The sequence below is a fragment of the Mesorhizobium sp. M1169 genome (assembly GCF_040318345.1).
In the GTDB taxonomy this organism is placed as follows: Bacteria; Pseudomonadota; Alphaproteobacteria; order Rhizobiales; family Rhizobiaceae; genus Mesorhizobium.
Genome location: NZ_JAMYME010000011.1, coordinates 95,132 through 108,686, shown reverse-complemented (window position 1 = coordinate 108,686; position 13,555 = coordinate 95,132). Strand labels below are relative to the sequence as shown.

The window sequence follows — 13,555 nt, the reverse complement described above, 5'->3', positions numbered from 1 at the left end:
ACCTGTCAATGTCCTCGCTGCCGCCGCTTTCGCCCGAACAGCTCGTCAAGCCACGCCATTTCGAACTGTGCATGAGCTTGATCTTCTTTACGCTCTTTGTTCCGCTCGGGACGCATGTGCCGTATTTCCCGCTGTGGCTGCAGGCGAAGGGGTTCCATGCCGAACAGATAGCCGTGATCCTCGCCGCGCCGATGTTCCTGCGCGTGGCGACGACGCCTTTTCTTACTGCGCTGGCAGACAAAGCGAGCGACCGCGCCAATGTCTATGTTGCGCTGGTCGCCGCATCGCTGATCCTGTCCGCCGGCTACCTCCTGCCGCCGACCTACGCAACGGTACTTGCCGTGTCGCTGGCCCTGACGGTCGTCTGGACGCCGCATTCGCCGATTGCCGATTCGCTCGCCCTTTCAGGTGTTCGCCGCTTCGGCTCGAATTACGCAAGCATGCGCAAATGGGGCTCGATCTCCTATCTCTGCGCCAATCTCGCCGGCGGTTTCATCCTGTCGGCGAGCGGTGCCCAGGCTGTCCCGGTGATCATCTTCGCGGCGCTGTGTGCCGCGCTAGCCGCCGGACTGATTGCGCCGCGCCTCGGCCGTCCACGCCGCGCCTCGCCGCTTTCGGCCGCCGATATCCAGCAATCGGCACCGAAACTCCTCAACCGGTACTTCCTCTATTTTTCGACAGGCGTCGGCGTCATCACCGCCAGCCACGCATTTCTCTACGGTTTCGTGTCGATCTACTGGAAGTCGATCGGCATCAGCGATTCGGTTGTCGGGCTTCTGTGGGGGTGGGGCGTCGTCGCCGAGATATGCATGTTCGTCGTTTTCACCCGCGCTTTCGCCTCCTTCTCGGTCGTCTCGATCATGCTGATTGCCGGCATTGGCGCGATCGTGCGCTGGTTCGCCTTTCCGCTGATCTGGCCGCTTGGGCTTGGCGTTGGCGGGTTTTTCGCGATCCAGACGCTGCACGCGGTTTCGGTGGCGCTGGTGCTGATCGGCCTGCAAAAGATGATCGGTGAGACGGTCGCGGAAGAACGCACCGGGGCGGCGCAAGGCATCGCCTACTTCTCCAATGGCTTCTTCATGGCGGCGGCGACGCTGATTTCCGGTCCTCTTTACGACCGCTTCGGCGCGAATGGCTTCTTTGCGATGATCCCGATCGCCCTGACGGGCCTGGCTCTGATCGGGCTTGCCGCGCGTTCAGCCCCACAGCGCCCGCTCGGGCGGTGACACCAGCGAACCTTGGTAGACGAGACCGGGAACGCGGTCGCGGGCCAGCAGCAGCGGACCGTCGAGATCGACGAAATCGGCATCCTGCGCCAACAGCACGGCCGGCGCCATCGCAAGCGATGTGCCGACCATACAACCGACCATGACACCAAGACCCAGTTCCCGGGCGCGGTCGCGAAGCACGAGTGCAGCGGTCAGGCCACCCGATTTGTCGAGCTTGATGTTGACGGCGTCGTAAAGGCCGACAAGCGCTTCAAGGTCCTTCGCCTCGTGCACGCTTTCGTCGGCACAGATCGGTACCGGATGCGCGATGTGGCGAAGAATACTGTCATGTCCCGCCGGCAGCGGCTGTTCGATCAAGGCGATACCGTGCTCGGCGGCAAAGGCGAGGTTTGCGACGATATTGTCGTCATTCCAGCCCTCATTGGCGTCGAGAATGATTCGGCTGTCGGGTGCTGCCGCCGTCACTGCGCGGATGCGCGCGATGTCGTTGTCGCGGCCGATCTTGACCTTGAGTAGCGGGCGCTGGGCGTTGGCGCGGGCCTGCGCCGCCATCGCCTCCGGCTCGGCGAGCGACAATGTATACGCCGTCTCAAGCGGTCGTAACGGAACGGTTCGTATCGTATGCGCCACCGGTGTTCCGCTGATCTTCGCTTCCAGGTCCCAGAGCGCGCAATCGATGGCGTTGCGTGCCGCGCCGGCAGGCATGGCATCGAGCAGGGCGATGCGGCTGATACCGCGCGCGATCTCGCTGCGCATCGCCTCGATCGCGTCGCGCACACCCTCCATGGTCTCGCCATAGCGCTTGTAAGGGACGCATTCGCCGCGTCCTGTACGGCCGTTTTCGGTGATGGCGCAGGAAATCACCTCCGCTTCGGCCTTCGAGCCGCGCGAAATGGTAAAGGTCCCGGCTATCGGAAAGCGCTCGGCCTCGACCGAAATGACACGCGCCATATTTTTCTGCTCCGGCTGTGCAACAAGGGGGATATCGGCAAATCGACAGGTCGGCCCCGTCAGGCTAAACAGGACGCCATGTTGACCATCCGCAAACGCGACGCAAGCGGCCCTGCCAAGGAGCCCGACCACCAGCCGCGCATCGCGATCGGCGAGGAGGGCGACGTTCTCGGCTGCGCTTTCTCGGGAACCTGGACGACACGTACCGTGGCGCTGGTCGATGCCGAGATGCGCAAGATCGAGAAGCGCGGCGGCTTCAAGACGCTGGCGCTCGACCTTTCACAAATCGAGAAGATGGACACTGCCGGGGCGTGGCTGATCGACCGCCTGGTCAGCAGCTTCGAAAAAAAGGGCGTCGAGATCACGATGCAGGGGCAGAGCGAGATCGCCTCGATCCTGCTTGGCGCCGTCGGGGACGCCGTTCGTCGCGAGCCCGAATCAGGTCCGGCAAAGCCGCCCAACTTCATCATTCGCGGGCTCGAGGCGGTAGGTCGGCGCGTTTATGAGATGCGCGACGATTTCCTGGCCGCAATGAATATCCTCGGCGCCACGATACGCGGCTCTCAGATGAAGCTTGGCCGCGGCCATGCCGTCAACATGGCGGCGATCTTCAACCAGATCGATCGCATGGGTGTCGGCGCCATACCGGTAGTCGTGCTGATGTCGGCCATCGTCGGTGCGATCGTCGCCCAGCAAGGCGCCTATCAGCTCAGTTATTTCGGCGCCGACATCTTCGTCGTCGACCTGGTCGGGGTGCTGATCCTGCGCGAGCTCGGCGTTTTGATGACGGCGATCATGATCGCCGGCCGCTCCGGTAGCGCGATCACCGCCGAGATCGGCTCGATGAAGATGCGCGAGGAGGTCGATGCGCTGAAGGTGATCGGCCTTAATCCAATCGGCGTGCTGGTGTTTCCGCGGCTCGTCGCGCTGGTCGTCGCGTTGCCTTGCCTGACGATCATCGCCAACTTTGCCGCACTGGGCGGCGGCATTTTGGCTGCATGGCTCTACTCCGATATTGCACCGGCAGCGTTCATCGACCGGCTGCGTGTCGCAATCGACCTCAGCACCATCTTTGCCGGCCTGATCAAGGCGCCGTTCATGGCCATGATCATCGGCATAATTGCCTCGGTCGAGGGCATGAAGGTTGGCGGCAGCGCCGAATCGCTTGGCCAGCATGTGACCGCCTCCGTGGTGAAGTCGATCTTCGTGGTCATTATCCTCGACGGGCTTTTCGCCATGTTCTATGCAGCGATCGAGTTCTGAGATGGCGCTGCCGGGCACAAACACGACCAAGGTGGCGGCGAAAGCCAAAGAAGACGAGATCGTGCTGTCGGCGCACGACGTCACGGTGTCGTTCGCCGATCAGGTCGTTCTCGACAAACTGTCGCTCGATATCTGGCGCGGGGAGATTCTCGGCTTCGTCGGTGCCTCCGGTGCCGGCAAATCTGTTCTCTTGCGCACCATCCTTGGCTTGACGCGCAAGCAATCGGGAACAATCAAACTGTTCGGCGTCGACGTCGAGAAGGCAACCGAAAGGGAGCGCCTTCGCATCGACATGCGGCTTGGCGTGCTGTTCCAGCATGGCGCCCTTTTTTCGGCGCTGACGGTCCTCGAAAACGTTCAGGTGCCGATGCGCGAATATCTCGATTTGCCGAAGAAGCTGATGGACGAACTTGCCATGCTCAAGGTCGAGCTGGTCGGATTGCCGCCGGATGCGGCGCAGAAATTCCCCTCCGAGCTCTCGGGCGGCATGATCAAGCGTGCTGCGCTGGCGCGCGCCCTGGCACTCGACCCGGACATCGTTTTTCTCGACGAACCGACGTCCGGGCTCGATCCGATCAGCGCGGCTGAGTTCGACGAATTGGTCGTCAAGCTGCGCGATACGATGGATTTGACCGTGTATATGGTCACGCACGATCTCGACACGCTGTTTACGGCGTGCGACCGCGTGGCGGTGCTTGGCAAAAAGAAAGTGCTGGTCGAGGGCACGATCGACGACATGCTCAGGAGCGAGGAACCCTGGGTAAAATCCTATTTCCGCGGAAAACGCGCCCGGCAACTTGATCTTGCGGCGCGCGCATAGCCATAAGTGAGCAATGGAAACCAGGGCCAACTACGTCATTGTCGGCATTTTCACGCTGGCCGCGATCCTCGCGGCTTTCGCTTTCGTCTATTGGACGGCCGCGATCGGCGACAGGGGTGAGACGGCGATGCTGCGCGTGCGCATCCCGGGCTCGGCTTCCGGCCTTGGCCGCGGCAGCTTCGTGCTGTTCAACGGCGTCAGGGTCGGTGAGGTCAAGCGCGTCTATATCGACGTCAACAATCCGACCGCCGCCATCGCCGACACCGAGATCGGCCGGAATACGCCGATCACCAAGTCGACGCAGGCCGATATCGGGATCGTCAGCCTCGCCGGCCAGGCCAGTATCGAATTGAAGGGCGCCGACCCCAAGGAAGTGAACCTTCTCGACCAGGCGGAAGCGGAGGGCAAGGTCGCCGAGATCGTCGCCAATCCGTCGGCGGTCACCAACCTTTTGCAAACGGCGCAGAACATCTTCACCCGCGCCGACAAGGTCCTTTCGGAGCTCGAAGGCTTCACCAAGGATGTTCGCGGGCCGCTGACGCAAACCGTCAACAATGTCCAGACCTTCTCCGATGCACTGGCCAGGAATGCGGACGGCGTCGACAAGTTCCTGGCCAGCGTCAGCTCGCTGGCGGACGAACTGAAGGGTGTTTCGGGCAAGCTCGACGGCACCCTGAAGGCGGCGGAAGGGCTACTCAACGCCGTCGACAAGGACCAGATCAAGAGCATCGTCGCCAATGTCGACACAGTCACTTCCAACCTGAAGGAAACCAGCAAGCAGTTCGACACGGTCATCAAGAACGTGGACACCGCGGTCGGCTCGATCAACGACTTCGCCCAGAAGACGCAAGGCACGCTGGCCAAGGTCGACGGCGTTCTCGACGGCATCGATCCGGCTGAGGTTCGCACCGCGCTGGCCAATATCCAGAAGGCCAGCGAAAACGCCAACGAGGCTGCCGCCGACATCGCCAAGGTGACCAACAAGTTCGCAAACCGAGCCGACGACATCGATGAAACCATCAAAGACGCGCACCAGCTCGCAGGACGCCTCAACGATGCCTCGGTGCGAGTCGACGGTATCCTTGCCAAGGTCGACAAACTGCTCGGCTCCGGTCAGGCCGACGGCGTCATGGCCGATGCGAGGGCGACGCTCAAATCGTTCAAGCAGGTCGCCGACACGCTGAACGCCCGCCTCGGCACCATCACCGACAATCTGGCGCGGTTCTCGGGACAGGGGCTGCAAAACGTCGAATCGCTGGTCCAGGACAGCCGTCGTTCGATCAACCGCATCGAAGAGGCGGTGACCGACCTCAGCCGCAATCCACAGCGGATCCTGTCCGGCGGCGAGGGTGAGGTCCGGCAGTTCGACGGCAGGGTGCGCCGTTGACTTCGGCCTGCGCCCACCGCAAGAACATAGCTTGCGGATGCGCGTTGTTTCCACGATCCGGGGGGGATCGCGTTTGAAGTCGATCAGTTCAGGCAGCGTCAGATCGAGTGGGTTCAAGGCCGGAGCGGCACTGCTGGCGCTTTCGCTCGCCGGCTGCGCGGCGCTGGGCGGCAAGCCGGCGCCGCTGGATACGTTCGAGCTTTCGGCGCCGTCGCTGGAAGCGCGTGCCCACAGCCGCCGCCAGATCCTCATCGCCCAGCCATCGGCGCTCAAGGCGCTGGACAGCCAGAACATCGTCATCAAGCCATCGCCGCGATCGATCCAGTATCTCAAGGGCGCGCAATGGGCCGACCGGCTGCCGATGATCGTACAGGCGCGGCTGGCAGAGACGTTCCAGCGCTCGGGCAGCTTCACCGGCGTCGGCAAGCCAGGCGAGGGGCTGGCGATCGACTATCAGGTGATCGTTGAGATCCGCTCGTTCGAGGTGCGTGTCGATGGGGGCGAACATGCCGAGGTCGAGCTGTTCGTGCGCCTATTGAATGACCGCAACGGTGAAGTGCGCGCTTCGAAGACGTTTAGCGCCATCGCGCCCGTTTCGGGCAATGGCAACCAGGCCTATGTCGGCGCGCTCGATGCCGCGTTCGGCGATGCGGCCGGGCAAATCGTCCGCTGGACGGACACCGTGATCTGAACCGGGCTAGCTGCTGTGAGGCGGCTGGAGACCGAAGCAGCTCACGGAGCGTATTCGACAAGCGTATGATCTTCGCCCGCGAGTTCATCGTTGATGATTGAGGCTATGGTTTCCCAATCACCTCCAGCCAGCCCTGCGCCAATTTTCGGGTAGCCGATTCTTTTGCCCGCGAATTTACCTTTGACGGCCTGCATGACTTTTCGAATTGCCTGGTAGTCGGCTTTCACGCCTTTGCCCTGCCAATGGAACTGAGTGTAGCCGTTGACAACATGGAAAATGCGGCTGCCTCGCTTGATTTCGGCAACGGATATGCTTCCCAGCTTGGCTGGGTCACCCTTCAATGTCGCGCAATCCGCAGCATATGCTTCGGGAAAACGCTGCTTTATGGAAAGAGCAATTCCTTTGCCCATCTGGCACTGGCAGTTGCATCCATGCACAATGACATCGAACGTTCCGTCGAGCGCAAGCTGAAGCAGATCACCGCGAATTGTCTGCATTGCCACGAGATACCGGCCTCTGCTCTGGACGCAAACATCCGACCAAATCAGGAGATTTGCGGACTATCTTTTTCAGTATCGGGTCTAAGCAGAAAGGGCAGAGTGCACTTTCTGTTTTCCTGTCCCGCCGCTTAGTGCAGACGGCCGCTGGCATGGGCAAGCATGGTGTAGACCTTGCCGGTGTCCGACGTCAGGTAGGTCTGCGCCATGATGTTGTCGCGGTCGTTGCGCGACACGTCCTTGAGCAGCTTTTCGAAATCGTCGCAGTAACGATCGACAGCAGCGCGGAACTCCGCCTCTGACTGATATTTGCGGCGGATCTCGTCGAACGTCTGCTGGCCCTTCAGCGTGTAAAGTCGGCGCGTGAAGACGTCGCGCTCGCCGCGCCGGTAGCGGTTCCACAACTCGATCGAGGCGTCGTGATCGATGGCGCGTGCGATATCGACCGAGAGCGAGTTCAGCGATTCCACGACATGAAGCGGCGAACGCGCAGCGGGAGCCGGGCGCGGCGCTTCGGCAGGCGCTGCCGGCTTGGCGTCGTCTTCGCGCGATGCACCGGTCAGGAGGTCGCGCACCCAACCGCCCTGCGGCGTGCGGCCGTTGGGGTCGCGCTGGCGCGGCGCTTGGTCTGCCGGACGTTCGAGGTCGAGCGTGCCGCGCAGCGCCGTCTCGCCCGAAGGCGCCTGCGGTGCACGGCGCTGTTCGGGAGCCGGAGCCGGGCGACGTGGCGGTTCGGCGGGGCGTGCGGCAGGCGCTTGCGGCGCCGGACGCAGGTTGCGCTGTTCCGAACTGTCGGCGCTGCGGCCAGATTTCGCAACGATTTCAGAAAGTTCCTTCAGCGCGTTGATCTGCTCTGAAACGGCACGGCGGATAGCCGTGGTTGATTCCTTTGCCTCTTCCGGCATCTCGATGACGCCTTTCTTAAGCTCGGCCCGGGTGAGGTCGAGCTCGCTCTTGATCGAGCCGGCGGTACGCCGCATCTCCTCGGTCGCATCGGCAAAGCGCTTGGTTGCCGAATCGACCACTTCGGAAATCGCGGTACGGATCTTGTCGGCGGATTCCAGCGTCTTGCCCTCGGCGTTCTGCAGCGTCTGGCCGACCAAATTCTCGAACGAGCGCATGACCCTTTCGAGATCTTCCGACTTCTTGACAAGGCCGACGGCGAGGTCCTCCAGCGACGATTGCCTTTCGAGCGTGTGCTCAAGATTGCTCTGGGCCGAGCTCAACAGGTCCGAGGCACTGGAAAGCAACCGGCTGTGCTCGTCGAACTTGGTGGCGATTGAAGCAACCTCGCGTAAGGTCGACGACGACAGCTCGGTGAGCCGCGTCGTGTTCGAATCGACCAGACGCGCCGAACTGGCGAAGGTCTGCGCGGTCTTTTCCGTGGTCGCCGCGAAGCTTTGCGTGCTCCCGGTCAGGCGTTCGTCGACCTGGCCGAGATTGGTCGCCGCCTGCTCGATCAATTGACCGAGCTGCGAGCTGGAGGTGGTCATGCGGCCGATGAGGTCGGCAACGCTGTCGGCAAGCGTCGAGCGCGCGCCTTCGACGGCCGACAGGGTTTCGGCCGTGCGGCTGGCGATGGCGTCGACGAGGGCGGCGTTTTGATTGCGCAGCTTCTCGGTCGCACGTTCGGTGACCTCTTCCATGCTCTTTTGCAGCTCGGAGCCGCCCTGGGCGAAGCGCTCGACCAGAGGCCGCGCCGTCTCGTCCAGGATTTTCGATATTTCTGCCGAACGGGCCGCAAGCATCGTACTGAGCTCGCGAGTATTGGCACCGATGGTCTTTGCAGCGTCATTGGTGCTCTGACCGATATGCTGGCCGACCGCGGTGAAGGTTTCGGCGATGGTGTTGGCACGCGAGACCAGTTGCGCTTCGGCACCCGAGACTTGTTCGTTGAGCTTTTGGCCCATTGTCTCGGCGGAGTAAGCGAGGCGGTTCTCGACGCTGGCGACCTGCTCCTCGACGCGGGCCGCAGTGGCGGCAGCACTCGATGCCAGGCGTTCGTCGGCACCGGCAAGCAGTTGCTCGATTTCACGGGCATGGACTGCGAGTTCCTGGCCAGTCTGCCTGGCGCGTTCGGCAACCCGCTGCTCGGTGCTGGTGAAGGCACCGACAATGGTGTCAGCATGTTCGCCGATTGCGGTGCTGCTGTCAGCGATACGGGACACCAGGCGATGATCGGCCTCCTCGAAGATGCGGCCGATCTCGGACGCACGGGCCGAAAGTGCTTCGGAGCCCTCGGCAATGCGCGAAATAAGTTGCTGGTCGGCGGCATCGAAAATGCGGCCGAGATCCGACGCACGTGCCGCGAGCGCTTCGGCGGATTCGCCGATGCGCACGCCCAGCCGCTCGTCGGCTGTTTCGAAATTGCGCAGGATGTCGCCGGCACGTGCCGCCAGCGACTGGGCCGTTTCGATGGCGCGAGAGACCAGCCTGTGGTCCGCCGCGTCGAAGGTGCCGGCAATCTCATTTGCTCTGGCTGCCAGCTGATCGGCCGTTTCCTGGGCACGCGCGAGCAAGCTGTTCGACGTGTCGTCGACGCGGGCAATCAGTGCGCTCGACGTATCCTCGGCGCGGGCGGCGAGGCGACGATCCGCCTCTTCAAAGGTGCGGGCGATGTCCTCCGCCCTGGCGAGCAGGGCGGCCGAGGTCTGCTCGGCGCGCTCGGCGATCTTGCGGTCGGCATCGCTGAATGCCGCGCCCGCCTGCTCATGCAGCGCGCTGGTAACTTCCATGACCTTCTCGCGCAGCGCGCCGGCGACGAAGACCGCGCTTCTTTCGAGCACACTGCGCACATTGTCGACACCCGTCGACAGCGCCCGCTCCATTGTGCTGGCGCGCTCTTCAATGATGCCTGTCTGCCGGCTGAACGCCTGCTCGATCTTTTCTACGTCCGCAGCGATCGCATCAGAGATGTCGGTGCTCCTGGCGGCGATCTGATCGATATGGCCGGACAGCGAACGGTCGACATCCTTGCGCGTCTCGGCGAGCCTGGAGAGATCGTCCTGCAATGCGCGGGTCAGCATGTCGCGGCCCTCGCTCAGCTTGCCGACATGACCGGCGACAATCTCGTCGACCTCGCTGCGGCTCATTGCAAGCCTCTCCAGGTCGGCTTCCAACGCGCGCCTGAGGATGTCGCGGCCTTCCGCCAGTTTCTCGACCTGGCCGGCGACCAGCCCATCGATGCTCGAGCGGCTTTCGGCCAGCTTGGCGAGATCGTCCTCGAGCGCCTTCGACAGGGTCGAGCGGTCCTGGACGAGCTTCTCTGCGTGGGTTGCGACAAGGCTGTTGACGTTGCCGAGATCGGCTTCCAGCGCACGCGAAAACTGCGCGCGATTATCGGTCAATAGCTGCGACTGATCGGCGATGGCGCCCCTGATCGTGTTGAGATCGGCCTCCAAGGCGCGCTTGAGGATATCGCGGCCTTCGGCCAGTTTCTCGACCTGGCCGGAAACCAGTCCGTCGATGCTCGAGCGGCTTTCGGCCAGCTTGGCAAGATCGTCTTCCAAGGCGCTCTTGAGGATGTCGCGACCCTCAGCCAGCTTCTCGACCTGGCCGGCGACCAGCCCGTCGATGCTCGAACGGCTCTCTGCCAGCCTGGCAAGATCGTCCTCGAGCGCTTTCGACAGGGCCGAACGGTCTTCGGCAAGCTTGTTCATATGTTCGGAGACGACGCCCCGCACGGTCTCGAGATCGGTCTCCAGTGCCCGCGACAGCTGACCACGGTCTTCCGCCAGCTTTTCGGACTGGCTGGCGATGACGCCCTTGACGGTGCTCAGATCGGCTTCGAGCGCACGCTTGAGGATGTCGCGGCCCTCTGCCAGCTTTTCGACCTGGCCGGCAACCATCACATCGATGCTCGAGCGGCTTTCGGCCAACTTGGCGAGATCGTCTTCGAGCGCCTTCGAAAGGGTCGAACGGTCTTCGGCGAGCTTGTTCATGTGATCGGAGACAACGCCCCGCACGGCCTGCAGGTCGCTCTCCAGTGCCCGCGACAACCGGCCACGGTCTTCCGCCAGCTTTTCGGACTGGCCGGCGATGACGCCCTTGATAGCGTTCAGGTCCGATTCCAGCGCGCGCTTGAGGATGTCGCGGCCTTCGGCCAGCTTCTCGACCTGGCCGGCAACCAGCCCGTCGATGCTCGACCGACTTTCGGCCAGCTTGGCAAGATCGTCTTCAAGCGTCTTCGAAAGCAGGCTGCGATCATCGGCGAGCCTGCCCGAATGATCGGCGATCAGGCTCCTGATGTCGGACAGGTCGTTATCGAGTGACTGGGAAAGCCCGCTGCGGTCTTGCGCCAATTTCGCCGAATGGGCCTCGATGAGGCCATTGATGCCGGCAATGTCGGCTTCCAGCGCACTGGCGAGTATGGCGCGGCCCTCGGCGATCTTTTCGACCTGACCGGCGACGAGGCCGTCGATGCTGGCGCGACTCTCTGCCAGTTTGCCGAGGTCGGCCTCGAGCGCGCGCGAAAGAATGCTGCGGCCTTCGGCGAGCTTGCCGACATGCCCGGCAACCATTTCATCAATTATCGTGCGGGCTTGCACGAGTTTTCCAGAGTCTTCGTTCAAGGCCTGGGCAAGCCTGTTGCGACCCTCTTCAAGGCTTTCGAGATGGCTGCCCAGCGAAGCGTCGATCGCTGCGCGCGATTCATTGACCTTGCGCAGATCCTCTTCAAGGGCGCGCGAGATCAGGCCGCGGCCTTCGGCTAGCTTCTGCACCTGGTTAGCCACCGCTGCGTCGATTTCGGCGCGACCTTCGGCGAACTTCGCCAGATCGGCCTGCATTGCCGCCGCCATCCGGTCGCGGCTTTCGGAAAGCTTGCGGCTGTGGTTCTCGACGGCTTCCTCGATGCCGGCGCGAGCATCGGCAAGCCGCTCGATGTCCGTATCGAACGAACGCGATACGACATGGCGCGCCGCTTCCATGCGCCCGGCGAAATCGCCGGCGCGGGCTTCAAGCATGGTCGAGGTCGATGAAATGATATCGGCCATGTCGGCGCCGATCTGGGTCTTGCCCTGATCGATCATCGCCGACAGCGTCTCCTTGCTATCCTGGAAGGTGTGGGCGATTTCGCGCGCGCGCTCGACCAGCGTCTCGTTGATCTGGCGTGCGCGAGCCTCCAGCGCGGCGTTGAGCTTCTGCGTGCCGGTGTCGAGCGCCTCGGCGCGGGTCTGGAACTCGCTGATCAGCGCCTGGCCACGTTCAGCAAGCGTCCGTTCGATGCCGTTGAGACTGGCTTCGAATTCCGAATTGAGTGTGCGAGCGGCACCGCCGAGCAGCGACACCATGCCGCTCGTGCGGTCGTCGAGCAGGTCGGTCAGTGACCGCGTCAGGCCGTCGGTGGTGTCCGTCAGCTTGGCGATCCGGGTGTCGAGCAGGCTGGCGAAGGCCTCGCCCGACGTCGACAGCCGATCGGTGATCGATTCGAGCCGGCCTTCCACCGAATCGAAGATCGACATCGAGCTTCCGTTGATCCTGTCGATCAGCGTGTCGCCGGATTCGTTGATCGTCATCGACAGTTTGGTCGAGGCGTTGAGAATGCTGTCGCGAATGATATCGCTGGCGGCGTTGATCTCGTCTTTCAGTGTCTCGTGGGCGCCGGTGATCGAGGCGCGCACGCGCTCGGCATGGGTGACGACCGCTTCGCGCTCGCTGCCCAGCCCGTCGACCAGCGAGCGGATGCGGGACTCGTTCTCTGAATAGGAGCGCTCGATCTGGTTCACCTCGCTGTGGACCAGCGTTTCGAGCTCGACGGCACGCGCAAGCGTGCGTTCGATGCCTTCGCCCATGGCTGCCACCTCGCGGCGAACCGCTTGGCCGATCATCATGACGCGATCCTGGGCAAGATTTTCCGGCTCGGCCAGACGGAAGGCCACCTCGGTCATCGACTGCGCGGCAAGGCGCATCTCCTGAGCGCGGCGAATCATCACTGCGAATGCCCAGAACAGGATGACGGGCACGATTGCCGCTACCGCCAGGCCGATCAGCTCCGGACGGGCGAAAAACTGATCGAAGGTGCGGATGTTCCAGATGCCAGGTCCGAACAACAGGTTCGCAAGGCCGCCAGCGCCGGCGATCCAGGCCAGCGAAACGAAAGCCACGACCCAGTAGATCGTGTTCGAGGCGCGGCGATTGAGGGTGTGCAGGAGCGTCTTATAGTCTTTTTGACGATCGTCGTTGGCCGGCGAGAAAGCTGCCGGCTGCGAGCCATTGCGCGTTGCGACAGGACGCAACTCAGCCGGCTTGGCCTTTGGCGCGGGATTTGCGATCTGGCTTTGATTGGCGGCAGGTGCCGCGTTCTGGGTCTGGTCCGGGGCAGGCGCTTCGTTCTGGCTGCGACCTTCGCGCGCCAGTTCGTCGGCGGCTTGCGATATTTGCGCTTCGAGATCTTCCATGGATGCAGCCATGTCGAAGTCGCCGCCGGCATCGCCGCTCAGATCGATATCAAGTGCCTTTTCAAGTTCCCTGGCTACGTCGCTGTCGAGCGTTCTTGTCGTCGTTGGTTTCTTCGCCATGCCTTCGCTACCCTGTACAAGCTGCCGCGGGACTTATGGTTCTGCTTATTGATTCTGCCTAGCGTGTCCCGCGCAGGAGGCTGAAAATGGACCTGTCGTATCGTAATGACACAGCCGGGTAAAGAAAACATGCATTCCGCCCGATACGTAAAACTTTAAATATAAGGTTAACACAGCCGTGATTCCGGCGCCGTTATCG

Annotated in this window: 8 protein-coding genes; 5 read left to right on the top strand and 3 right to left on the bottom strand. The window is 62.7% G+C overall.

Features of this window, described 5'->3' with window-relative positions:
- Positions 1-8 precede the first annotated feature (8 nt).
- Entirely contained in the window at positions 9-1,226 is a 1,218-nt protein-coding gene (locus NKH41_RS14020) for an MFS transporter (RefSeq protein WP_352777883.1), read from the top strand.
- On the opposite strand, the gene dgcA is transcribed toward NKH41_RS14020, so the two are convergent.
- On the bottom strand, positions 1,197-2,180 hold the full coding sequence (gene dgcA, locus NKH41_RS14015) for an N-acetyl-D-Glu racemase DgcA (RefSeq protein ID WP_352770334.1): 984 nt from the start codon (positions 2,178-2,180) through the stop codon (positions 1,197-1,199). The two genes, NKH41_RS14020 and dgcA, sit on opposite strands and share 30 nt — an antisense overlap.
- Before the next feature lie 78 nt (positions 2,181-2,258).
- Between dgcA and NKH41_RS14010 the strand changes: the two genes are divergently transcribed.
- Genes NKH41_RS14010 through NKH41_RS13995 form a run of 4 tightly spaced genes read left to right on the top strand, consistent with a single transcriptional unit; the run spans position 2,259 to position 6,341 of the window.
- The gene (locus NKH41_RS14010) at positions 2,259-3,443 is read left to right on the top strand and encodes an ABC transporter permease (RefSeq protein ID WP_352540617.1); all 1,185 of its coding nucleotides are present in this window, start codon (positions 2,259-2,261) and stop codon (positions 3,441-3,443) included.
- Position 3,444: 1 nt separating this feature from the next.
- Positions 3,445-4,263, top strand: a complete 819-nt coding sequence (locus NKH41_RS14005; RefSeq protein WP_352613792.1) for an ABC transporter ATP-binding protein — start codon at positions 3,445-3,447, stop codon at positions 4,261-4,263.
- A 13-nt stretch (positions 4,264-4,276) separates the two neighbouring features.
- Complete coding sequence (locus NKH41_RS14000; RefSeq protein WP_352448731.1) at positions 4,277-5,650, top strand: MlaD family protein; 1,374 nt, start codon at positions 4,277-4,279, stop codon at positions 5,648-5,650.
- A 37-nt stretch (positions 5,651-5,687) separates the two neighbouring features.
- The gene (locus tag NKH41_RS13995) at positions 5,688-6,341 is read left to right on the top strand and encodes an ABC-type transport auxiliary lipoprotein family protein (protein WP_051406244.1); all 654 of its coding nucleotides are present in this window, start codon (positions 5,688-5,690) and stop codon (positions 6,339-6,341) included.
- A 41-nt stretch (positions 6,342-6,382) separates the two neighbouring features.
- Here the strand turns inward: NKH41_RS13995 and NKH41_RS13990 are convergent, their stop codons facing one another.
- Positions 6,383-6,838 (bottom strand): macro domain-containing protein, encoded by a 456-nt coding sequence (locus NKH41_RS13990; RefSeq protein WP_352448960.1) that lies wholly within the window; start codon positions 6,836-6,838, stop codon positions 6,383-6,385.
- Between the two features lie 131 nt (positions 6,839-6,969).
- Positions 6,970-13,356, bottom strand: coding sequence for an apolipoprotein A-IV repeat region-like domain-containing protein (locus NKH41_RS13985; RefSeq protein ID WP_352770337.1), 6,387 nt, complete (start codon positions 13,354-13,356; stop codon positions 6,970-6,972).
- Positions 13,357-13,555 lie beyond the last annotated feature (199 nt).

Bases quoted from the DNA above. Each gene is read 5' to 3' on its own strand.
- NKH41_RS14020 (WP_352777883.1), top strand. From the start codon at position 9: ATGTCCTCGCTGCCGCCGCTTTCGCCCGAACAGCTCGTCAAGCCACGC.
- dgcA (WP_352770334.1), bottom strand. From the start codon at position 2,180: ATGGCGCGTGTCATTTCGGTCGAGGCCGAGCGCTTTCCGATAGCCGGG.
- NKH41_RS14010 (WP_352540617.1), top strand. From the start codon at position 2,259: ATGTTGACCATCCGCAAACGCGACGCAAGCGGCCCTGCCAAGGAGCCC.
- NKH41_RS14005 (WP_352613792.1), top strand. From the start codon at position 3,445: ATGGCGCTGCCGGGCACAAACACGACCAAGGTGGCGGCGAAAGCCAAA.
- NKH41_RS14000 (WP_352448731.1), top strand. From the start codon at position 4,277: ATGGAAACCAGGGCCAACTACGTCATTGTCGGCATTTTCACGCTGGCC.
- NKH41_RS13995 (WP_051406244.1), top strand. From the start codon at position 5,688: ATGCGCGTTGTTTCCACGATCCGGGGGGGATCGCGTTTGAAGTCGATC.
- NKH41_RS13990 (WP_352448960.1), bottom strand. From the start codon at position 6,838: ATGCAGACAATTCGCGGTGATCTGCTTCAGCTTGCGCTCGACGGAACG.
- NKH41_RS13985 (WP_352770337.1), bottom strand. From the start codon at position 13,356: ATGGCGAAGAAACCAACGACGACAAGAACGCTCGACAGCGACGTAGCC.